We start from the raw sequence: 21,522 nt of genomic DNA on the forward strand, positions 1-21,522 counted from the left end.
ATCCACGTGTCGAAACAACTAAATATTATACTATATATATCTTTTAAAAAAAACATATATTTTTTTTTAAAAGTGATTGAAGTTTGATGATATCCGGTATGTTATGAGTAGATACAGACCAGGCAAGATGCATCCCCTGCTTATGGCATCAAAAAAACGTTACAACATGTATGTGGCAACAGAAAATTCATGACATCGATCACAAACCAGTAATAAGAAATCATTTGTAACTGATAAGAAAAAACACACAACGAATATGTTAAATTTCATATAACCTTAACAAAACACTTGGTAATATTGAATACTATTTAATACATTCGGCTTATCTATTACTGATGGCGTCTGCCATCATTGTGATAAGGTTTAGGTTAAAGCCCCCAAACAGCGAGTGTGAGGGGGCTTTTGTTGTTTTTTGTGTGCTGGTTTGTGTTCTGTCGAGTTTTTGAAAGAGTTCCCTCTCATCCGATATCGATCGAATAATATTACCAATCAAGCTATTTTTATCATTGTACCATCTTGTACGAATTTGAGTGCCGAGCAATTAAAAGCTTATGTGCATATTTACTGCCATAACCTTATCCCCTGTAAAATGCTAAACAAAAAATCACCAAACTTATTGCTGACAGGCATTCTGGCGGCCCTTATAGCCGGAACGCTGGATGCGCTCGCCGCTGTATTTATACTCGCCCACGGGCAGGCCGCATCAGTCTTCCATTATATTGCCGCTGCGGCTATTGGTCTCCAGGCCTCCTTTGGTGGCGGTAACGGCACTGTCCTGCTGGGACTGGCTATTCATTACCTCATAGCAGGTATTTTCACATGGCTGTTTTTTATCCTTTACAACAAGATAGCAGCCTTGCGTAAAAACGCCGGACTGATTGCTTTTATTTACGGAATCGTAATTTGGCTGATAATGAATTTACTGGTGCTGCCGCTCAGCAAAATAAATATCGACTTCCATAGATTTACGTTCAAAGGCTTTGCTATCGGTGCAGCCATCCTTATAGTCTTTGTTGCGTTACCCATTGTGCTGACCAGGTATTGGTACGAAAACCAAAAGGTGAAAGTGAAGTAATTACGTAATCTGGAAAAGGATTGCCGCGAAGATTTGGAGGCTTATACAACTTTTGAAAAGTTGTATGAGCTTTAATTGTCAATTTAAAAAGACTTCCTTATTTAAATCGACCTATCTAAATGCGTGTAGCCGCCATCTACGTACATAATTTGCCCTGTAGTATGGCTGGATACCGGGGATAGCAGAAACGCTACCGCATTGCCCAATTCTTCTACAGTAGTCATACGCTTACCAAGGGGGATTTTAGCTGTAATAGATGCCAGTTTTTCTTCGGGATTGGGCAGGGTTTTTATCCAGCGGTCGTAAAGCGGCGTATAGCATTCGGCTACCGCTACGGCGTTCACCCGGATATTGTGCGGCAACAGCTCTACCGCCCACTCTCGGGTTAAAGCGTTGCGCGCGCCGTTAGATGCAGCATAGGCAGACGTCCCCCCCTGCCCCGTATCAGCTACTTTGGAGGTAATGTTTACAATGCTTCCCTGTGTTTTAATAAGCTCGGGCAGCGCGTGGTGGGCCACCAGGTAATAATGCACCAGGTTTTTGTGCAGCGAATGCATAAAGCGCTCATAATTGCCGCTAAGTAAGCTTACGCCATCATTTTCCCCTGCGTTGTTCACCAGGCCATCTATGCGACCGCATTGCGCTACAACTGCCTCAACGGCTTGAGCGCAAGCCTTCGGATCAGTAAGTTCGGCAACTGTGTGCAAAGCCTTACCACCTGCTGCCACAATTTCGTTTACTGTGTTCAGGTTCTCCGCTTCGGTACGGCTGATGATGAACACAAGGGCTCCTTCCTTTGCCAGCGATAGCGCTATACCCTTGCCAATACCGCGCGCGCCGCCGGTAACTATAACTACTTTATCTTTGAGTTGTAAATCCATTATCTGTTAGTTGATATCGAATTGGTAAAATTTGGCGGCATTGCCTCCCCAGAACTGCGCCTGCTCCGCCTCGGGGAACGCCGCAAGGTATTGCTCCAATACTTGCACCGTTTTGCCGTAGCCACCAGCCAGCAGGCAAACCGGCCAGTCGGAACCAAACATAAGCCTTTCCGTCCCGAAAGCATCAAACACTACATCCAAGTAAGTTTTGATGTCTTCGGTTTGCCAGTTGGCCCAATCGGCCTCAGTACAAAATCCCGACACCTTGCAATAAACATGCTGATGCGCAGCAATAGCCCGGATACCGGCTTCCCATTGCGCAATTTCCCCTTGTTTGATAGCGGGTTTTGCCAAATGGTCTATCACGAACGGTTGTTGGGGAAATGCCGCTACCAGTTGCAAAGCATGACTCAACTGATTATGGGTTATCAATACATCGTAAGTAAACCCGTGGCTCTGCAACATAGCTATACCCCGCATGAAATTATCGCCCAGCATAAACTCCCCTGCTTCGGCTTGTAAAACATGCCTGAAGCCTTTTAGTGCCGGGTATTGCTTGTAGTGCTGTAGCCGCTCTTCCAGGTTATCGGCTTGCAGGTCTATCCAGCCAACTACGCCTTTTATGAATGGGTTTTGGCTTGCCAGCTCAAGCAAAAAATCGGTTTCTGCTTCGCTTTGGCTTGCCTGTACGGCTATACAGCCATCCATGCTATAAGCAGCCAACAGGGGTTCTGAGTCCTCCGGATAAAAATCACGCTGTATTACCGCCATATCGTTGGTTATCCAGGCATCCTTTACGGGATTATACTGCCAAAAGTGCTGGTGCGAATCTATCTTTTGCATACTTATAAATCGAAAATCTTCTCCATCAGCATCCACTTTTCGCCGGGTTTGGAGCCGGGCAAGGGCTTTTGGTATTTCCACATCAGGGTTTCCCATTCCTGTACCTTAGCGTTGGCGACATCTGCTGCGCCTTTGGCCTCAAAACTGAAGCCATCATTCACCTCCATAATCATAAAAAGGCGATTGGCGTAGCGGTATATCTGCATGTGCGCTATGCCACTATCGGTGATGCTTTCCAATATTTCGGGCCATACGTTTTGGTGCCAGGCTTCGTATTCGGCAATTAGCGTGGGGTCGTCCTGTAAATCCAGGGTGAGGCAATAGCGTTCCATAGCGGTTGATAATTGGCACGCAAGTAAAGAAAAATATCGCAGCATCGGCAAGCTAATTATGAAAAAATGTTGTAGTGACAGGTAAATTAAGCGATATGCGCGAATGCTTAAATACAATACGCCGAACATCCTCCTAAAAAACACCTAAGAAGGCACCCAGCTAACCTATTTAAAACTAAAACACTGGTTTTGTGTAGTATAGACGTGAAATGGAACGCTTTATACGGCCTGATGGTGTTATGTACGCTTGCCTGTAATGGCCCAAAAGAGCCTACATATGTAATAACCAGCAACGGCGACAAGGTGGCTGTGACACAGCAAGGCACGCTTCCATTGCCAACAGCGGACAGTGCCGGATACATCACCAGAGTAGTAACCGGGCAAACTACGCCGCTGGAACTGGCTACCTTTGCCCGTAGCCTAACGGGCGTGCCTTATAAATACGCTTCCGTAGATCCTGCTGAAGGTTTCGATTGTTCGGGTTTTATTACTTACGTTTTTAACCACTTCGGCATAGCGGTACCGCGCACTTCGGAAGCCTTTACCTATATGCACCGTCAGATTGACTTGAAAGATGCCCAAACCGGCGACCTGGTACTCTTCACCGGTACCGATAGCACCATACGCGTGGTAGGCCATATGGGTATCATCCTGAAAGAGCCACGGCAAACGCTGCGGTTTATCCACTCCACATCCGGCCATAATAACCTTGGCGTAACCGAAACTGAGCTGAATAGCTATTACCAGGGCCGGTACGTAAAAACGGTGAGGGTATTTGAGCGGTAGGTCGTCTGTCTGAACCATGATTCGCAGGATTTTAGGATTAACATGATTTGATGTCTTGATTTAGATTCCCAAACCCGGGCGTTTTATCTCCTAAAAAATCCTTAAATCCTAAAATCGTGTCACCTTTTCCCCTATCTTGCTGCTCCAAAATAAACCCTTATGAAACGCAGGAATTTCGTACAAAGCTCGGTATTGGCCGGCAGCGCCTTGTTAGGCGGAGGCCTATTAAACGCGGCTGCTGCTCCAAAAGTTAAACCGTCCGCCGCAGGTAAAACCTTTAATCTGAATTATGGCATCCACGATGGCATGTTCAAGAACCATGCGGGCGACGATTTTGTGGAGCAGATAAAATTTGCTTACGACCAAGGCTTCCGAGCTATAGAAGACAACGGCATGAGCGGTCGCCCGGTTGAGCAGCAGCAGAAAATTGGCGATACGTTGGCCAAATTAGGCATGGCAATGGGTGTTTTTGTGCAGCCGGGGCTAAGCAACGATGGCAATATGCTGGCATCGGGAAAGCAGGAGCATGTGGATAACTTCATCAAATCGTGCAGACAGGCGGTAGAAGTTGCCAAACGCATCAACAGCAAACTGGTTACAGTAGTGCCCGGCGATTTCGACCGCAAGCTGCCCATCGGCGTGCAAACCGGGCATGTGATAGAGGCCCTTAAAAAGGGCACAGCGATTTTGGAGCCACATGGTATCATCATGGTGCTGGAACCCCTGAGCGATAACCCCGACCTGTTCCTGCGTACGCCCGACCAGGCCTACGCCATTTGCAAAGCAGTAGGTAGCCCAAGCTGCAAACTATTGTACGATATGTATCACGTGCAACGCAACCAGGGCAATATCATCCCCACGCTTGATTTGGTTATAGACGAAATTGGCTATTATCAAATTGGCGATAACCCCGGCCGTAAAGAACCCGGCACCGGCGAGATGAACTACAAGAACATCTTCAAACATATTTACAATAAAGGTTACCGCGGGGTAATGGGTATGGAGCATGGCACCGCTGGCCCTGGTAAAGACGGAGAGCTTGCCCTGATAAAAGCCTATCGCGAAGCAGATAATTTTATGTAAACATCCATAACTTAATCCGGGTGAGGACGAGAATTATCTTTTCCGTTACATTAGTGGCCATTATAAGCGCTTGTATTTTCTATTACGAAAACTCTTATGTGCAGTTCGCGCCATTAAAATATGATGACCAAAGAGGTTTAATAAATACAGAAGTAAATGGGGTGTTTTATAAAAATTTGGCTCGGGTGTTAGCGCATTATACTGTTTCATACCGAAAAGAAGAAGATGTAATCTACATCAGAAGGAAACTATCGCAAGTCAAAGATTTAATTTGGAATTATACGTCGAAAGCTCTGAATGAGGATTGGCTAAAAGCACACACCCATCATTAGGCTTTTTCAACCGTAAACAAAATCGATATCGGAAGCTAATTTCCCTATTTTTACGCTGTGGAAAACATAGAAGCCAACCCGCAAGTACTTGTGGATATTGTAAAGACCAAGATGCCTTTTGGCAAGTATAAGGATACACTGATATGCGACATCCCCATCAGCTACCTGGAGTGGATGCAGCGAAAAGGCTTCCCACCGGGCAAACTGGGCATGCTGATGAGCACTACCTACGAGATTAAACTGAACGGACTGGATAAGTTACTTTGGATGATAAAGGCTGGTAAGAGATGATTAAAGATAAGAGGGGGAATGTTTTTTTAATCTTTAGTTCCTCCTTTGAGAAGTCAGTAGTTTGTCATAACATACCTAATCTCTATTCTCCGGCCACTAATCTCTAACCGTTTAGTAAGGATTTTACGTTTATTACTACTAAAGAGGTAAAAAACAACACATGAAAAAATTAGCATTATATGTAGCATCGGTGGTATTATTCCTGGGATGCGCAAACGGCCAGCCAAAAGGCATGGCGGTGTTACCAAAACCGGCACCTGGTGAAGCTGTTGCCACATTTGGCGGAGGCTGCTTTTGGGCCATGCAGGAAAACATGAGCGAACTGAAAGGCGTAAGCAAAACGGTATCCGGCTATGCTGGTGGCAATACAGTTAACCCTACTTACGAAGAGGTTAGCAGCCGCACAACCAACCATGCCGAAACCGTACAGGTGTACTACGACCCTAAGGTAATCAGCTATGCTACACTGGTGGAAGCATTCTTATACTCACACGACCCAACTACGCTTAACCGCCAGGGACCCGATGAAGGTACTGATTACCGTTCCATCGCATTTTATCGCACAGCGGGTGAAAAGGAAACTATCGACGCAATTATTAAGAAGGTAAATGCAACCGGCCACTATTCAAACCCAATTGTTACACAGGTGGTGCCGTTTAAGGTATTCTACCCGGCCGAAAAATACCACCAGGGTTATTACCGCATCCACAAGGAAAACCCTTACATCGGCTCCGTTTCAGAACCCAAGGTGATGAAGATGCGCAAAGCGATGAAAGCGTATTTGAAACCGGAGTTTGCGAAATAATGTGCAGATTTCAAATGTGCATATTTCAGATAAAAAATGTAAAGGCATAAATCATTCGCATATCTGCACATAAATCGGTGTAATCAATTCTCATCGGTGAAATCATAATCAGTATCTTTACCCCCGCAAAACGTCCTATCGCTGCCTGCGCTTAGCGGGCGGAGGAAAGTCCGGGCAACATAGAGCATCCTGCTTCCTAACGGGAAGGCGCCCACAGCGGGCGACAGCAAGTGCCACAGAGAATATACCGCCGCGAATTTATTCGGGGTAAGGGTGAAAACGTGAGGTAAGAGCTCACGGCTTTTCCGGGCGACCGGGATTGCGGTAAACCTCAGGAGTTGAAAAACCAAATAGGTTCTGAAAGCGGAGCTGCTCGCTCCCGCCGCCCTACGGGGCCGTCAGAATGGGTAGGTTGATTGAACCTGCCGGCAACGGCAGGGCCAGATTAATGATAGGAATTCCCTTACGGGGGAACACAGAACCCGGCTTACAGGTTTGCAGCTGATGAAAATCCCCTCTTCGGAGGGGATTTTTTTGTTAGTGGTTGATTGAGTTGCATGGTGAGTGGTTGCCTGTTGTGTCTGCTATGCAGCCCTTGCATAAACCACTCACCAAATCAACTACTCACCACTCACTTAATGAACCATTCACCAATAAACTGTTTAATATTCTATACAATTTCTATATTAGCCGCAAACATATCTACCAGAACTACGTTTTAACAACACATGGCAAAAATTCTAATAATTGATGATGAGCGGTCTATCCGCAACACGTTGCGCGAGATACTGGAATACGAAGACTACGTTGTAGAAGATGTAGATAATGGCATAGATGGCCTTGAACTTATTCGTAAAAACGACTACGATCTGGTGCTGTGCGATATAAAGATGAACCGTATGGATGGCATGGAAGTGCTTACCGAGGGTTTAGCCCTGAAACCTGACCTGCCCTTTATCATGATATCGGGCCACGGCACAGTAGAAACCGCCGTAGAAGCCAGCAAAAAAGGTGCGTTCGATTTTATCTCCAAACCACCAGACCTTAACCGCCTGCTAATCACCGTACGCAACGCTTTAGACCGCGGTAGTTTGGTTGTTGAAACCAAAGTACTCAAACGCAAGGCATCGAAAGTGCGACCCATCCTGGGCGAATCGCAAGCCATTTTAAAAATAAAAGAAACCATAGATCGTGTGGGCCCTACCGATGCCCGAGTATTGATTACCGGCGCCAATGGCGCTGGTAAAGAACTGGTAGCCCGCTGGCTGCACGAAAAATCTAACCGCAGCAATGGCCCCATCATCGAGGTGAATTGCGCGGCCATTCCATCAGAATTGATAGAAAGCGAGTTGTTCGGCCACGAAAAAGGCTCGTTTACTTCTGCTATCAAACAACGTATCGGTAAATTTGAATCGGCCAACGGTGGTACGCTTTTTTTGGATGAAATTGGCGATATGAGCCAAAGCGCACAGGCCAAAGTGTTGCGCGCCTTGCAGGAAAGTAAAATAACCCGCGTAGGCGGCGAAAAAGAGATAGACGTGGATGTGCGCGTAGTAGCGGCAACTAATAAAGATTTGTTGAAGGAGATTGAGGCCGGCAACTTCCGAATGGACTTGTACCACCGCCTCAGCGTTATCCTGATACACGTACCGCCACTTACCGAACGCCGCGATGATATTGCGCTGCTTACCCAATCGTTTTTGGATGAAATATGCAATGAATACGGCATGCCTACCAAAAGGATATCTGATGCAGCCCTCGAAGCGCTTAAATCCCTTCCATGGACGGGCAACATCCGCGAGCTTCGCAACATGGTAGAACGTCTTATTATCCTAAGTGATAAAACCATTACCGATGCTGACGTAAAGGCTTTTGCCAACCCTAGCGCGCCGGTCACTGCAGTGGCTGCAGCAGCTGCGCCTCAAACAGATTTCGACCAGTTTACCAACTTTCAGGAATATAAGGATTTTGCCGAGCGCGAATACATCAAATTCAAACTCGAAAAAAACAACTGGAACGTATCTAAAACTGCCGATGATATCGATATTCAGCGCAGCCACTTGTATAGTAAAATTGAGAAGTTCGGGTTGAAACGAGGAGAATAAACCATGCGCAAAGGATTCTCCGGCTTGCTTTAGTACTGAAAAAAGCGGCCCTTCAAACCCGGTTTATTAGCTAAATAGCCTGTAAAATTATTTTGGCTATTTGTGCGTAAACAGCAATGTTAGTTCATAGGGGGCGACGTAAAATTTGCAATGAAGAAAATAATCATTTTGTTGTTATTGACGTTTGTTTGTGCCATTCACAGCCACGCGCAACGAGTTAAATTAATTACTTCCGGGCAGTTAACACGTCGCCTAAGTCAAGGCCATGACACAACCTATATTGTTAACTTTTGGGCAACCTGGTGCAAGCCTTGTATCAAAGAATTGCCAGTATTTGCGCAAATACAGCAACAGTTATCTGGCAAACCGTTAGAAGTTATTTTTGTTAGTACAGATGATTATCATAAGGGACTCAAAAACATAGGCACTTTTGTTGAAAAACATGACCTGGGGGGCGAAATATATCTAATGAATGAACCGCCGGCCATTTATCTGCCTGCGATCAATAAAAATTGGACAGGTTCGCTACCGGCAACTTTAGTGGTATGGCCGGGTAAAAGGGAATGGAAATTATATAAAGAAGTACTCACTTATGAGCAGTTGCTTTCATTGTTAAATGCAGACTAGTACTTTCAGTTAATAAAAAATATTCAACTTGCGGCATATTTCATAAAGCCTTATCTTTGCAAAAGATATGCTAAAACGGTTAACAGCCTTCTGCCTGCTTGTTTCGTTGATCGGTTCATACTGTTCATCCTACTTTGTTTATGCAGGTTTCGAACTCAACCAAAAGTATATTTCTAAATCTCTTTGTGTTAATAAATCCAAGCCCTGGATGCATTGTAACGGTCGCTGCTACCTGATGAAAAAGCTTAAGCAGACCGAGGAAAAGGAAAAAAAAGCAGAACAGCAAGAACAAAAAAGCCGCTACCAGGAAAATCTCCCGGCGGAACCTTTAACGCTTACTTTGCTTACTCAAGTCATCAAAGCTGAATATCCTCCTTCATTAACACCTGGCATAACAGACCAGCCCTCATCTATTTTTCAGCCTCCACGTGTGTAAGTAAAATGCGCTATTGATGGTCTGTGTTTTTTGCACGGGCTGTTTTTCTATGCGTATTTCTATCGTTTATCATTTAACTATTACTTACACGGGTATACCTGTTTGGCGGTACCTTATTTCACTTAACTTAACGTGAAGCTGCAAAGGCATGCTTCCGCTATTGTATTTATTCATCATGAAAAAAATTTTATCGATCATATCGTTATCGACCATCTTACTTGCTTCTTGCACCAAAAACAACGACGTTGAACCAGTAGAAACCTCAGGTAAAACAACTTTAACGCTTGACGCTATTGTTGGCACAACAGATTTTGCTTTAAACAAAGATTTTACCATAGGTACCAAAACATGGAACTTTACGCAACTACGGTATTGGGTAAGTAATGTAGTTTTGGTTAAGACCGACGGCTCTGAATATGCCGTACCAAATTCTTACTACCTGGTAGAAGAAAACAATGCCGCAGAAACCAATAGCGATCATATTTATCCTGCCAACAAGCGCGAAAGCATATCGCTTACAGATATTCCTGCCGGCGACTACAAGGCTGTTAAATTTTATGTGGGTGTAGATTCAAAGTATAATGACAACTTAAGCCTGCAGGCAGGTGAGCTAAATCAATTAGATGGTATGACCAACATATCCTGGATGTGGGCAACCTCTTATATTTTCTCATCCCTCAAAGGAAAAATTACAGAAGGTGCAACTACTAAAACATTAGCTGTAGAGACCGGGCTGAATGCCAATTATAAAGCGGTAAACCTCAGCCTACCGTCAACATTGCACATTGGTTCAGGCAAAGCAACTACTATATTAGTAAATGCTGATGTTACCAAAATAACTGATGGTGTAGATATCATGACCACGCCTACTGTTGGAGCCGCACAAGCAACAGTAATGACTGCTGTAGCATCTAACTATTCGGGCAATGTATTTACAGTTAAATCGGTTAATTAAAAAACATGAGCAGCGTTGACGCATATCAGCGTTTTACCGCCATGTTGTTGTTATTCGGATCGCTGGCAACCTTCTCCTGTAAAAAGGGAGAGGTTGCCGGTACTGATCCGGTGGTTGTCCCCCACCCGGTCTCGCTTTCCGTTCCTGCCAATTTTCCGGCGGTAATGAATGATCCGTATAACCCCTTAACCAGGGAAGGCATTGCATTAGGCAGAATGCTGTTTTATGACACCCGGCTTTCGGGTCTCAACCGGCTCTCCTGTGCCTCTTGCCACCGGCAGGACATTGCTTTCAGCGATGCCGCAGCACTAAACAATATAGGCGAATCTGGAAAGATATTGCCGCGCCATGCACCGGCCCTTATCAACCTGGCCTGGGCAAATAATGGATTGTTTTGGGACGGTGGTTCCACCAATCTCGAATCGCAGGCTTTCGGCCCCTTAACCAGTGCAGATGAGATGCACCAGAACCTTACGCTTTTAGAAGCAGAACTAAAACAAGTACCCGCGTATGTGCAGCAATTTAAATCGGCATTTAACAGCGAAGTAAAATCGGCGGCTATTGTAAAAGCACTTGCACAATTTGAACGGACGCTGATTTCGGGCAACAGCAGGTATGATCGTTATAGCCGAAAGGAAAGCGGTACAAGCCTAACCACTGAGGAATTACTGGGACTATCGCTCGTAAAAAGTAAATGCGGCAGCTGCCATGCTGGTGAACTTTTCACTGATAATGGTTATCATAACAATGGCATTGACAATGACTTTACCAATGATGTTTTGGAAAGGATCCTCATGGGGCGTTTGCGCATTACAAATAACCCGGCCGACCTGGGTAAATTTAAAACTCCCACGCTGCGCAATGTTATGCTGACCGCGCCCTATATGCACGACGGTCGTTTCAAAAACATTGATGAGGTGCTGGCTCATTACCAAAACAACATTAAGGTTTCGCCCACTACCGACGCTCTTCTTTTTCAAAATGGCAGGCAGGCGGGCATACCCATTTCCGGTAAGGAAATGCAGGCAATTAAAGCTTTTTTAGCGGCATTAACCGACACGGATTTTATAAAGAATCAAAAATTTAGTAAACCCAACTAATGAAAACACTAAAGAACATATTTTGCCTAAGTAGCATCAGCCTGCTGTTGTTGAGCATCAGCAGTTGTGCTAAAAAATCGGATGTAACGCCCGAGTACCAGGAAGACAATCTCGCGCCATTCTCGGTTGAGTTCGACAATATTGTAGGCGAGAAAACGCTATCATTTAATAATGCCACCAGCCCTTATACCAATGCCGTAGGTGAAAAATTTACCGTTTCGCTGGTGCAGTATTTTATCAGTAATATCAAGGTGAGCAAAGCCGATGGTACTACCTATACAGTGAAACAGGACAGCAGTTATTTCCTTATCAAAGGCGCCGACCGGGCTACCCGCTTTGCCAAGGTAAAAGTGCCTGAAGGCGACTACACAAAACTAACATTTACGCTGGGTGTAGACAGCCTGCGCAGCACCATGGATATAAGTAAGCGTACGGGCGTACTGGATCCGGCCGGGGGCATGGAAGATGGTATGTACTGGGGTTGGAACTCCGGTTATATTTTCTTTAAGATGGAAGGCAGTTCCAGCGTGATCTCAGACGACGTAAATGGTGACCCTACGGGTAAAAAACAGTTTAAATACCACATAGGCGGTTTTGGCGGTTATTCCGCGCCAACCATTAACAATGTTAAAAACATTACAGTGGATCTCACTACGGCAGGTATTGCCAGGGTGCGTAAAGATCGTCAGAGCAACGTGCACCTGTTTGTAGATCTCATTAAAGTTTTTAACGGTAAGAACAGTTTCAGCATAGCGGCTCACCCTAATGTAATGTTCAGCGATTACAGTGTAAACATTGCCACAAACCTCACTGAACTTTTCAAGCATGACCACACCGAAAACTAAAGAGCGATGAAAAATAAAACTTTTTGGATGGTGATGGGCGGCTTTTGCCTGTTTTTGTATGCTTGTACAAAGGAAGCGCAGATCAAAGAAACGGTAAGCAACTTTTTGGGGTTTCAAAAACCCGCCAATTTCCCCAGCCCGGTTTACAAACTGGAGAACAACATGGTAACCGAAGCGGGTTTTCGCCTGGGCAGAAGCTTGTTTTATGAGCCAAGATTGTCGCGTAACAATACCATTTCTTGTGGGTCCTGTCATATCCAGTCCTCGGCTTTTACGCAACACGGCCATGATGTGAGCCACGGCATTGATGACCGTTTGGGTACACGCAACTCGCCCCCCATAATGAATCTTGCCTGGAATAAGGCATTTATGTGGGGCGGCGGAATTTATGACCTCGACTTGCAGCCAATTGCCCCGATTACCACGCATGAAGAAATGGATGAGAACCTGGATAACGTAATGACAAAACTCCGCCTCGTAGAAAAATACCCTACTATGTTTAAAGCTGCCTTTGGTACGGAGGAAATTAATACTACCCGTTTTTTGAAAGCACTCTCGCAATTTATGGTGATGTGTATCAGCGCAAACTCAAAATATGATAAAGTAATGCGCAATGAGGGTGGGCTAAGTTTCACGGCAGATGAGCAGGCCGGCTATGCGCTGTTCCGTACTAAATGCAGTTCATGCCATCAAGAACCGCTGTTTACAGATGGCACTTTCCGTAACAACGGTTTGGCTCCATCGCCCATTAAAGACCAGGGGCTGTACACAGCTACACTTCAGGAGAAAGATCGCTATAAATTTAAGGTGCCAAGCCTGCGTAACCTCTCCTACACCGCACCGTATATGCACGACGGGCGATTTTTGACGCTAAACGGTGTATTTGACCACTATAATGCTGAGCTACAGCAAACGGTAAACCTCGATCCGTTATTACAACAGAACGGGAAATTAGGCATTAGCCTTACTGCCGATGACCGAACCAAACTAACTGCTTTTTTAAAAACCCTGGAAGATGCGGATTTTGTAACCCGTAAGGACCTGGCCGAACAATAAAACCATGAAAAGATACCTCATTTTATTTTTCCTTACGCTGTGTAGCTACACCACTTTAGCCTGCGATATTTGCGGCTGTGGTGTGGGTAGTTACTACCTGGGTATTCTGCCCGAATACCAAAAACGATTTATTGGTTTGCGTTACCAGCATAAAACATTGCGCGCACATTTAGGGCCATTTGGCGAACGCACACCGATAACCACAGACGAGACTTACCAAAGTGTGGAAGTTTGGGGTGGCTGGAATATCGGTACCAAATTCCGTGTGCTGGCTTTTGTGCCTTACAATTTCAATGATCGTGTTGCACAAACAGGCAACGGTTCTAAAACCGGCCTTGGCGATATTGCCGTGATGGGCTATTATAACCTGTTCAGCCACCGCTCAACCGTGAGTGATCAATTACTTGTACAATCATTGTGGGTAGGTGCCGGTATTAAAGCGCCAACCGGTAAGTATGAGCCAGGCGAACGTTTGGTAGTATCAGAATCACCCAATAACTTTCAATTAGGTACAGCCAGTACCGATTTTACGCTGAATGCCGCTTATGACGTACGGCTGATGGATTTTGGTATTAATGTAAACGCCAATTACAAGATCAATACAAACAACAAATACAATTACCGTTACGGGAACAAATTAACCGCCAACGCTTTGGTATATTATAAGTTTCGCCTATTCAACAAAATAACAATAGCACCTAATGCGGGGCTATTATATGAAACCTCGCAGCAAGATGTGGAAAGTAATAAATTCCCGGTAGATGTTTCCGGAGGGCACGTACTTTCGCTTATCGGCGGGCTGGAAGCTAATTTCAGTCGATTTTCGGCTGGCACGAATTACCAAAATGTAGCCGCGCAGCATTTAGCCAATAACCGGGTGAGCGCCGGTAACCGCTTAATGGTACATTTCTCGCTAGCTTTTTAACTTTGAAGATTAAAATGAAAAAAAAAATCAAATACTTACTCATAGTAACCACCCTTGCCTTTTCCGCTTGTAAAAACGAACCAGATTATAAGATAGTGCGCCAGCAAGTGCTTGACCACCATGACCAGATCATGATAGGCAGCGAAAAAGCCATGAATAATAAAATGCAGTTAGATACGCTGGCGAAATATGGACTGGCCAAATTTAAACAGCAACAGCCTGCGCTTGATACAACGGCTGAACTTCAGCAAATTCACTTGCTAATTAAAAAGCTTAATAAGGCTGATGATAGGATGAGCGAATGGATGCAGAATTTCAAAACCGATGTAGACGGAAAAACAAACGCCGAAGCGGTGAAATATTTCAACAGTGAAAACAGAAAGATACGTGAACTGGACAGTATCTATACTGCTGTATTAAACGAGTCTGACGGTTATCTACAGAAGTTTAATATTAAACCTGTTACTTCTATGAAGCCTATGAAACTCATGAAAAAGTAAAGCAAAACCGCTTTACTTTTTCATGAGTTTCAATAGCTTATCGAATATTTGGGTATTGCTATACACGCCTCTGAAATCGCCGGAATGCGGTCCGTAGGCAAAAACAGGAACGGGCGTGCCGGTGTGGTCGTTGGTGCTGAAATTGCCTAAAACGTACCCTTTCTTGATGTCTCCGTCAAGTAGGGTAAGGCCGCCGGTTTCATGGTCGGCAGTTACGATTACAAGGGTTTCGCCATCCAGATCGGCAAAGCGCAGGGCCTCTCCTACCATTCGGTCGAAATCGGCGTTCTCGGTAATTACTTGTGCCAGGTTGTTTTCGTGGCCACCATAATCAATCTGCGAACCCTCGGTCATTATAAAAAAGCCATTGGGGTGATTTTTGAATGCAGCAGTAACCTTTTTAAAGGCCAGGGGCAGGTAATCGCCACGGCCTGATATTTTTGAACGGGTTGTGCTATCGTCCACCAAAGCCAGTATCTTTTTAGCGTAAGAATTCAGGAAATCATCGAATTTGCGGATAACCGAGTAACCGCGTTGCTGCATCAAATCTGTTACGGTAACGCCATTCACCTTAGTGGTAAAATCGCTATAACCCGCACCCAGGAAGATATCCGCGTTTGAATTAATGATATCGGTAGCAATCTGGGTACTCTCGCTCCGCTCCTGCCGGTGCCCATATAATGCCGCCGGGGTGGCATCCGTTAGGGGGCATACCACAATAATGGCCGTTTTTTTGCCGGCAGCCGCGCTGTAGGTTGCCAGTGATTGTAAAGGTTTGCCATTTACATCCACGCCAACTGCCCTGTCGTTTGTTTTTTGGCCGGTTGCAAATGCCGTAGCGCCAGCCGCCGAATCGGTGATGTAAGCGTCGGCCGCGTTGGTAACCGAGAAACCAATGTTACGCATCCCGAAGATGTTTAGCTTACCCTGGTTGGCTGTGTATGTAGCGTAAAGTTGCGCCAGGCCCATGCCATCACCAATGCAAAGGATTATGTTTTTTACTTTTTTAGTCGCCCCATCTGATTTGTAAGTTGGTTGGTAGATGGCATAAGCTTTTGGCTGCAGGTATTCGCCCCGCGCTTTCCCATTCAGGAAATCGCCCATCTCTTCTATTTTATCCGTGCCAATAACGTCTACGCCCAAACGCATCAGTGCGAGCCAGCTGCTTTTGGTATCCGGGCTTTCCCAAAAACGTATCATCTTGCCAGCCTGGTGCACGCTATCGATTGCACCTTTTACCCTTTTAATCTCTTCTTTGTTTAGCACTCCTTTGCCGTTCCAGCGCACGTACCTGCCCAGCGGGAAGCTTACCAGGCCTATCTTTTGCCATTGCTGCGGCGTAAAACCATCTAAATGGTCAACGTCGAAGGTGATCCAATCAGGATAGTTGGGCATCTCTGTAGCAGGCGGTACTGCCCCGGTCATTACAATGGATAGGCGCCCCGGGTGCCCCGGCGAGGAGATGTACCCGGCAAAGGGTTTCATTTCTTCTATCACCAATGGCAATACGGCTTTGTAGTTTTCCTTTATCTCTATCAAAAGACGCAACTGGCGTTTGGGGGCGTTCTTCAGTTTTTCAGCAAGCGGATCCAGGTACAGTGCCTGTAGCGAACGGTCGGCAGAAATTTCGCTTTTACTATGGGCTACCATCAGCTTGCCGCCAACAGCATAAACATCGGCCTCTATAGAGCCGAAGCCTTTTTCGTAAGCACGGTAAAAAGGGATACTATTCTTATAATCGTTATGCGAATGGGCATTGGCAACAGTATAGGGTCTTATCTGGCTTGTTGCGGTTTGGGTTACGGCAATGACCAAGGCACAGCCCAGCATCAGTTTATGTAGTGTCTTCATAGTTTTCAATAGCGGCAAAGATAGGCTCAACGGCTTATCTGCCACTGCCTTTGATGTAAAGATAAGTTGATAATTATGTTAATTCTGAGCCCTAACACATCGTGAAGTATATCCGGAGTTTTTCAGCTTAAAAATGCTAAGTTTGGTAAAGCATATCATTTTCAGCCATGCCTTTTTTATCCCGAATATCGCTCTCTCAATTACCACCGAGTAGTTACCTGCAAGGCATACCCAGCCTTAGCCAGGGCCTGCAACTGCGGCTGCAAAATAATATCACTTTTCTGGTTGGCGAAAACGGTTCGGGGAAATCTACTTTATTAGAGGGGATTGCCGAGCAATGCGGCTTCAGCCTGCGCGGCGGCAATCGCAATCATAATATGAACACCGGGCACCGCTTCGAGGGCTACGAATCGGAGCTTGCACCTTACCTGCAGCTTGGCTGGACACCCAAAAGGATAAGCGAAGGTTTTTTTATGCGTGCCGAGAGTTTCTTCAACTTCGCATCGTATATCGACGAAATGGCTATGAGCGACCGCCGGCTGCTACAGGCCTACGGCGGCAGGCCACTGCATCAGCAATCGCACGGAGAATCGTTCTTAGCGTTATTCAACAATCAGTTCGAAGCAGGTATCTACCTGTTGGATGAGCCCGAGGCAGCCCTATCACCTGCCAGAATACTTGCCTTTATGGCGACACTTAACCAACTCGACCGCAGTGGCCGCGCTCAATTCATCATCGCCACGCATTCGCCCATACTCATCTGCTACCCAGGCGCAACCATTTACCAATTCGACGACGGGGGTGTGCACGAAACCACTTATGAAGATACCGAACATTACTACCTCACCAAATCGTTTTTGGATAACCCGGCAGCATATCTAAGGCACTTAATGGAAGAGTGAGCATTGCATAAGATTTGACAACTCTTAAAGAGTTGTCAAATCTGCAAAAGCCTTTATGATCGTTTTAAGGCTTATCGTACTTCAAAAGTAATCCCTTGTAAATTTGCAATTGTCTTTTTAATGCTGCCTGCTGCTTGGGTGTAATGGTTACGGTATCATAATACTTTTCGCCATCGTATTTGATTTTTGCTTTTTTGGCTTTTGCTATATTAATGAAAAGCCGCAATTCGTCGTCTGAAGCTGCATCGTCGCTCCATTCCCATATCTTGCCATCGCCGTTATCTCTTTCGAACGATGGCGACAAACCTGTATTCTCGCCATCGGTATTAATGGTCATGCGTTCGATAAACAACCAATTTTCGGCAACATATTGGGTGCGGAACCTAAACTCATAATCGGTGGTATGCGCCTCAATATAGGCATATACCCCACTGACGTTGGTGTAACGCGGAGAAGTTTTATCATAGATAAATTTACTATTCGAAAACTCGTCGCGCTTTTTGCGTGCATCGGCGTACAGCTTTTTGAAAGTCGCCTTATCCACGGATATAGAAGATAACTCTTTCAATGCCGAGATGATAAACGGCCTTTGCTCCGCCGCGTTACTATCAGCACCTGCTTTATTTTTTTTCGCAGTAGTGTCGATAGACAATGAATCTAAGGAGGCGTAGTGGGGATTTTTGTCTGCACTCGGTCCCCAAATAGCCACTATTATCACCAAAAACGCAATAGCACCAACTAAAATTACAGTGATTCGTTGGTTTTGATTTTCGTTTTTTGCAACATTGGTGGCCATCCTTTCCATTACCTGATTGGCATCTCCCCTTTTGGCGAGTTCTGCAACAGGTTCCGGTAATTCAGCAACGCTTATCCCTAACACACTGCCGCAATAGGGGCATTTTAAAGTGGTTGGAGTTTCGGGTTGCAGCCCGGCACCACAATTGACACATTTACCTAGATCATTACGCTCCATTAGTTTTTATGCAGATTCTTTACCGTCAATTTCTATTTCTGCTGCGATAAAAACGTAACCAGCGATGCAAATTCGTCGTATGATAACGCGTTGGCTAAACCGGTTGGCATCATCGATGTTTTCATCTCTTTACGCGAAATGATATCGGCAGTGTTCACCGTAAAAACATCGCCCGAGATATTGCGCATCGTTATTTTTCCGGCAGATTCTCCGGTGATGAAACCCATATAGGTTTTGTTGCCTTTTGCCGCTATAGTTACTGTAGCAAAGCCCTGCGAAATAGACGCGCTCGGCTTCAGGATAGATTCTGCTATTTGCTGCCGCGTCATGATGGAACCTATTTGCCCCATAAACGGCCCTTTCGGCTTTTCCCCTTTTTTGATGCTATGGCAGGCTATACAACCTTGCTGGGCGAACAGGGCCTTACCTTTAGCAGGGTCGCCTTTAAGTTTGGCCAGGGCCAGCATAATATCTTCTATAGACGATTTGCCTATCTGTCCTTTTTTGCTTCTGATTTTTTCGAGGTCGATTTTCACTTCCTTCGCAGCCACAACCTTTTCTTCGCCGCCAAAGGCTTTGATTTCCATCCGGTCGCGGGCGTTCAGCTCCGCAAAAAACTGCTTGCCGGTCGCGTTTGCCTTATTGCGTACACTGGTGAGGAAGGTGGCTATTTTAGGAGAGGATTCCCAGTTGATGGCCCTATAATAAGGCCCATGCGAATCGGGACGGGTGCTCCACCACCAGCTGCCATCGTAAGGTGCTTCGGTTTTGTAAAGCCTGCCCAGGGTTACTAAAATTTGTTCTTTCAGTTTTGGCAATTTTGCTTTTCCATAGGCCGCTATCAGTCCATCCACCGCTTTAGCATCGTGCATATAGCGCAAAGCCCAAAGGGCAAGGGTGGACTTTTTTGTCCCGATTGCGGCAACACAAGCGTCTACCGCGTTAAGGCTTACAAGGGCACGTACGGCCAAATGAGGCGGCACAATAGCTGCATTAGGCGTAGCATGTGGTCCCTCAGTCCCTTTTGCGGGAGCTACAAAAGATGCAGGAACCGAAGTCTCCAGCAAAGCATTAGCAGCCTCTACCCTGCCCAACCTACCCAGGCCTATAATAGCGGCAGCCTGCACACGTGGCGATGGGTCTTTTAGCGCTGCGAGGAATGGTTCTATCGGAACATTTTGCAGGCCTTTCCTATCAGCGAGGGCTTTCAGCGCAAATTCTTTTAAATCTTTATCCGTAGCGAGTTGTACCAATGCAGGCACGCCACCAGGCCCTGTTAGCTGGGCGTAAGTAAACAATGCCGCCACACGCCCATATAAAGGCGATGCCGTATTCGAAGCTACGGCGTATGCAGCGCCACCCGCCTCATAAACCGGGCGCAACAATAATTCCTGAGAAGCATAAAAACGAGCTACTGCGCTGGCTGATGTAAGCAACGTTGCTAATTCTTTAACCGATGCTGCCTTCAAATCGGGAAAGGCCTTATAGGTCCATCCGTTAGGCACGGCGCGTACCACATAACCTTTCGAAGCGCTGCCCTCATAACCGGCACCATCCCATGCCGAAAGATACAAGCGACCGGAACCATCTACATCCAAATCGGTAATTTGCGGCAAGTCGATAAAATCTTCCTGTTTTTGCGTAAAACTTGCACCGTTAGGCGTAACGCGGTGGATGTAAAGCTCGTTGCGGCCCCAATCGGCCATCATAGATACATGGTTGTATTTTTCGGGCCAGGTGGGCTCGTCCATAAAAAGCGCACCTGTACCCGAACCACCGCCTACATCAACCAATGCAGGCAATATTTCATCGGTAAAATTCTGGAAAAGTGTAGGGTAACCATATTCGCCGCTTTGCAGGTGGTGCGAGAAACGGATGTTCCAACCACCGCCATCATTAGTGTTATCGCGGGTAAAAACGTTCATATAGGGGTCGATGGCTACATCGTAGATATTGCGGGTACCGTGCGAGAATATCTCTAGCTCGGTACCATCGGGCCGTACGCGTACGATACCGCCGCCCAGCATGGTCAGCTTTTTGCCAGAGCGATCGATGGCATCATGAAAACCAAAATCGCCTACCGCAATGTATATCCAGCCATCTATTCCCATGCGAATACCGTTTGTGGCGTGGTCGGTACCGCGCTCCGCCAGCATGTTGGGGTTACTTAAATGTTCTACAACCGGCTGCGAGGGGCCATCGGCAACACCATCGTGGTTTTTATCTTCAAATACAACCAGGTCCATGCCGGTTGCCTTTTGCGTTTCGGCAGAAAATATGGTGTGCAGCACATACACCTTATCGCCCAGAACGAATATTCCGCGGGGGTTATCTACTTTGGCAAACTCGGTATGCTCATCTATCTTACCATCGTTATCCTTATCTACCAATCGTAGTATGCGGCCCTTGCCCGGAGCTTTGCCCAGGGACCCCATCATATCCACACCTACGTAAACCTCTCCGGTTGGGGCGGTTGCCAGGCAGGCGGGGCTTGGTGTAAGATCGGGCCCAGTAAAAGGTGTTACGGTAAGACCCTCGGGCCAGGCGTTGGCTTTAGCGGATTTCGGTTTGGCAGCGGGCCTTTCGGCTTTATGCATTTTCGGCTGCGAATCCGGCAGTGCAAAATACCTGATTGCGCCAAGCAAGAGCAAGGCAAAAAAAATAGTGAGGGAAGACTTCAACATAGGGATAACCGGTTTTAGATAAAGAGGCCAATATAAAACTTTATAAGGCGATATACCATCTTTGTTTGTAAAAATGTTACAATGACAGTTAAAACGGATGTATTTGTGAGCTATGTGGTTTCTGGGAAGATAATC

General features: G+C 46.0%; 21 protein-coding genes and 1 other RNA gene. 16 read left to right on the forward strand and 6 right to left on the reverse strand.

The window, feature by feature from the left end; translation table 11 throughout:
- Positions 1 to 589 precede the first annotated feature (589 nt).
- A complete protein-coding gene (locus tag E2R66_RS04915; RefSeq protein WP_133227252.1) occupies positions 590 to 1,075 on the forward strand; it encodes a hypothetical protein in 486 nt (161 codons plus the stop codon).
- Positions 1,076 to 1,176: 101 nt separating this feature from the next.
- Here the strand turns inward: E2R66_RS04915 and E2R66_RS04920 are convergent, their stop codons facing one another.
- The 3 genes from E2R66_RS04920 to E2R66_RS04930 are packed head-to-tail and all read right to left on the reverse strand — an operon-like array spanning position 1,177 to position 3,131.
- Positions 1,177 to 1,956, reverse strand: coding sequence for an SDR family oxidoreductase (locus tag E2R66_RS04920; RefSeq protein ID WP_133227254.1), 780 nt, complete (start codon positions 1,954 to 1,956; stop codon positions 1,177 to 1,179).
- 6 nt (positions 1,957 to 1,962) lie between these two features.
- The gene (locus E2R66_RS04925) at positions 1,963 to 2,799 is read right to left on the reverse strand and encodes an amidohydrolase family protein (RefSeq protein WP_133227256.1); all 837 of its coding nucleotides are present in this window, start codon (positions 2,797 to 2,799) and stop codon (positions 1,963 to 1,965) included.
- 2 nt (positions 2,800 to 2,801) lie between these two features.
- On the reverse strand, positions 2,802 to 3,131 hold the full coding sequence (locus E2R66_RS04930) for an L-rhamnose mutarotase (protein WP_133227258.1): 330 nt from the start codon (positions 3,129 to 3,131) through the stop codon (positions 2,802 to 2,804).
- Positions 3,132 to 3,320: 189 nt separating this feature from the next.
- Between E2R66_RS04930 and E2R66_RS04935 the strand changes: the two genes are divergently transcribed.
- The 14 genes from E2R66_RS04935 (at position 3,321) to E2R66_RS05000 (ending at position 14,977) form a co-directional block, all read left to right on the forward strand.
- Positions 3,321 to 3,917 (forward strand): C40 family peptidase, encoded by a 597-nt coding sequence (locus E2R66_RS04935; protein WP_133227260.1) that lies wholly within the window; start codon positions 3,321 to 3,323, stop codon positions 3,915 to 3,917.
- 159 nt (positions 3,918 to 4,076) lie between these two features.
- Positions 4,077 to 5,000: a hydroxypyruvate isomerase family protein gene (locus tag E2R66_RS04940; protein ID WP_133227262.1), complete on the forward strand. Its 924-nt coding sequence runs from the start codon at positions 4,077 to 4,079 to the stop codon at positions 4,998 to 5,000.
- Positions 5,001 to 5,389: 389 nt separating this feature from the next.
- The gene (locus E2R66_RS04945) at positions 5,390 to 5,623 is read left to right on the forward strand and encodes a DUF3820 family protein (RefSeq protein WP_262710288.1); all 234 of its coding nucleotides are present in this window, start codon (positions 5,390 to 5,392) and stop codon (positions 5,621 to 5,623) included.
- A 160-nt stretch (positions 5,624 to 5,783) separates the two neighbouring features.
- Positions 5,784 to 6,428, forward strand: coding sequence for a peptide-methionine (S)-S-oxide reductase MsrA (gene msrA / locus E2R66_RS04950; protein WP_133227264.1), 645 nt, complete (start codon positions 5,784 to 5,786; stop codon positions 6,426 to 6,428).
- Positions 6,429 to 6,550: 122 nt separating this feature from the next.
- Positions 6,551 to 6,934: RNase P RNA component class A (gene rnpB, locus E2R66_RS04955), an RNA gene on the forward strand.
- 222 nt (positions 6,935 to 7,156) lie between these two features.
- Positions 7,157 to 8,533, forward strand: a complete 1,377-nt coding sequence (locus E2R66_RS04960) for a sigma-54-dependent transcriptional regulator (RefSeq protein WP_133227266.1) — start codon at positions 7,157 to 7,159, stop codon at positions 8,531 to 8,533.
- Between the two features lie 150 nt (positions 8,534 to 8,683).
- Positions 8,684 to 9,160 carry a TlpA disulfide reductase family protein gene (locus tag E2R66_RS04965; protein ID WP_133227268.1) on the forward strand — a complete coding sequence of 159 codons (477 nt, stop codon included), beginning with the start codon at positions 8,684 to 8,686 and terminating at the stop codon, positions 9,158 to 9,160.
- Positions 9,161 to 9,227: 67 nt separating this feature from the next.
- A complete protein-coding gene (locus E2R66_RS04970; RefSeq protein ID WP_133227270.1) occupies positions 9,228 to 9,596 on the forward strand; it encodes a hypothetical protein in 369 nt (122 codons plus the stop codon).
- 175 nt (positions 9,597 to 9,771) lie between these two features.
- Positions 9,772 to 10,551: an MbnP family protein gene (locus tag E2R66_RS04975; protein ID WP_240049233.1), complete on the forward strand. Its 780-nt coding sequence runs from the start codon at positions 9,772 to 9,774 to the stop codon at positions 10,549 to 10,551.
- A 5-nt stretch (positions 10,552 to 10,556) separates the two neighbouring features.
- Positions 10,557 to 11,651 (forward strand): cytochrome-c peroxidase, encoded by a 1,095-nt coding sequence (locus tag E2R66_RS04980; protein WP_133227273.1) that lies wholly within the window; start codon positions 10,557 to 10,559, stop codon positions 11,649 to 11,651.
- Positions 11,651 to 12,496, forward strand: coding sequence for an MbnP family protein (locus tag E2R66_RS04985; RefSeq protein ID WP_133227274.1), 846 nt, complete (start codon positions 11,651 to 11,653; stop codon positions 12,494 to 12,496). Before E2R66_RS04980 ends, E2R66_RS04985 begins: the two co-directional genes overlap by 1 nt.
- A 6-nt stretch (positions 12,497 to 12,502) precedes the next feature.
- Entirely contained in the window at positions 12,503 to 13,552 is a 1,050-nt protein-coding gene (locus E2R66_RS04990) for a cytochrome-c peroxidase (protein ID WP_133227275.1), read from the forward strand.
- A gap of 4 nt (positions 13,553 to 13,556) precedes the next feature.
- Entirely contained in the window at positions 13,557 to 14,477 is a 921-nt protein-coding gene (locus E2R66_RS04995; protein WP_133227276.1) for a transporter family protein, read from the forward strand.
- A gap of 14 nt (positions 14,478 to 14,491) precedes the next feature.
- Positions 14,492 to 14,977, forward strand: a complete 486-nt coding sequence (locus E2R66_RS05000) for a hypothetical protein (protein WP_133227277.1) — start codon at positions 14,492 to 14,494, stop codon at positions 14,975 to 14,977.
- Between the two features lie 12 nt (positions 14,978 to 14,989).
- Here the strand turns inward: E2R66_RS05000 and E2R66_RS05005 are convergent, their stop codons facing one another.
- On the reverse strand, positions 14,990 to 16,828 hold the full coding sequence (locus E2R66_RS05005) for an alkaline phosphatase (protein WP_133227278.1): 1,839 nt from the start codon (positions 16,826 to 16,828) through the stop codon (positions 14,990 to 14,992).
- A gap of 167 nt (positions 16,829 to 16,995) precedes the next feature.
- Here E2R66_RS05005 and E2R66_RS05010 point away from each other — a divergent pair, with 167 nt between their 5' ends.
- Positions 16,996 to 17,730: an AAA family ATPase gene (locus E2R66_RS05010; RefSeq protein WP_133227279.1), complete on the forward strand. Its 735-nt coding sequence runs from the start codon at positions 16,996 to 16,998 to the stop codon at positions 17,728 to 17,730.
- 64 nt (positions 17,731 to 17,794) lie between these two features.
- Here E2R66_RS05010 and E2R66_RS05015 read toward each other — a convergent pair whose 3' ends face one another.
- Entirely contained in the window at positions 17,795 to 18,703 is a 909-nt protein-coding gene (locus E2R66_RS05015; protein WP_133227280.1) for a hypothetical protein, read from the reverse strand.
- Between the two features lie 32 nt (positions 18,704 to 18,735).
- Positions 18,736 to 21,387, reverse strand: a complete 2,652-nt coding sequence (locus E2R66_RS05020) for a DUF7133 domain-containing protein (RefSeq protein ID WP_133227281.1) — start codon at positions 21,385 to 21,387, stop codon at positions 18,736 to 18,738.
- Positions 21,388 to 21,522: the final 135 nt, after the last annotated feature.

Origin of the sequence: Mucilaginibacter psychrotolerans (assembly GCF_004519315.1) — a bacterium.
GTDB classification, from domain to species: Bacteria; Bacteroidota; Bacteroidia; order Sphingobacteriales; family Sphingobacteriaceae; genus Mucilaginibacter; species Mucilaginibacter psychrotolerans.

Excerpts from the sequence above, each read along its gene's own strand:
- E2R66_RS04915 (WP_133227252.1), top strand. The coding sequence starts at position 590 with ATGCTAAACAAAAAATCACCAAACTTATTGCTGACAGGCATTCTGGCG.
- E2R66_RS04920 (WP_133227254.1), bottom strand. The coding sequence starts at position 1,956 with ATGGATTTACAACTCAAAGATAAAGTAGTTATAGTTACCGGCGGCGCG.
- E2R66_RS04925 (WP_133227256.1), bottom strand. The coding sequence starts at position 2,799 with ATGCAAAAGATAGATTCGCACCAGCACTTTTGGCAGTATAATCCCGTA.
- E2R66_RS04930 (WP_133227258.1), bottom strand. The coding sequence starts at position 3,131 with ATGGAACGCTATTGCCTCACCCTGGATTTACAGGACGACCCCACGCTA.
- E2R66_RS04940 (WP_133227262.1), top strand. The coding sequence starts at position 4,077 with ATGAAACGCAGGAATTTCGTACAAAGCTCGGTATTGGCCGGCAGCGCC.
- msrA (WP_133227264.1), top strand. The coding sequence starts at position 5,784 with ATGAAAAAATTAGCATTATATGTAGCATCGGTGGTATTATTCCTGGGA.
- E2R66_RS04960 (WP_133227266.1), top strand. The coding sequence starts at position 7,157 with ATGGCAAAAATTCTAATAATTGATGATGAGCGGTCTATCCGCAACACG.
- E2R66_RS04965 (WP_133227268.1), top strand. The coding sequence starts at position 8,684 with ATGAAGAAAATAATCATTTTGTTGTTATTGACGTTTGTTTGTGCCATT.
- E2R66_RS04970 (WP_133227270.1), top strand. The coding sequence starts at position 9,228 with ATGCTAAAACGGTTAACAGCCTTCTGCCTGCTTGTTTCGTTGATCGGT.
- E2R66_RS04975 (WP_240049233.1), top strand. The coding sequence starts at position 9,772 with ATGAAAAAAATTTTATCGATCATATCGTTATCGACCATCTTACTTGCT.
- E2R66_RS04980 (WP_133227273.1), top strand. The coding sequence starts at position 10,557 with ATGAGCAGCGTTGACGCATATCAGCGTTTTACCGCCATGTTGTTGTTA.
- E2R66_RS04985 (WP_133227274.1), top strand. The coding sequence starts at position 11,651 with ATGAAAACACTAAAGAACATATTTTGCCTAAGTAGCATCAGCCTGCTG.
- E2R66_RS04990 (WP_133227275.1), top strand. The coding sequence starts at position 12,503 with ATGAAAAATAAAACTTTTTGGATGGTGATGGGCGGCTTTTGCCTGTTT.
- E2R66_RS04995 (WP_133227276.1), top strand. The coding sequence starts at position 13,557 with ATGAAAAGATACCTCATTTTATTTTTCCTTACGCTGTGTAGCTACACC.
- E2R66_RS05000 (WP_133227277.1), top strand. The coding sequence starts at position 14,492 with ATGAAAAAAAAAATCAAATACTTACTCATAGTAACCACCCTTGCCTTT.
- E2R66_RS05005 (WP_133227278.1), bottom strand. The coding sequence starts at position 16,828 with ATGAAGACACTACATAAACTGATGCTGGGCTGTGCCTTGGTCATTGCC.
- E2R66_RS05010 (WP_133227279.1), top strand. The coding sequence starts at position 16,996 with ATGCCTTTTTTATCCCGAATATCGCTCTCTCAATTACCACCGAGTAGT.
- E2R66_RS05015 (WP_133227280.1), bottom strand. The coding sequence starts at position 18,703 with ATGGAGCGTAATGATCTAGGTAAATGTGTCAATTGTGGTGCCGGGCTG.
- E2R66_RS05020 (WP_133227281.1), bottom strand. The coding sequence starts at position 21,387 with ATGTTGAAGTCTTCCCTCACTATTTTTTTTGCCTTGCTCTTGCTTGGC.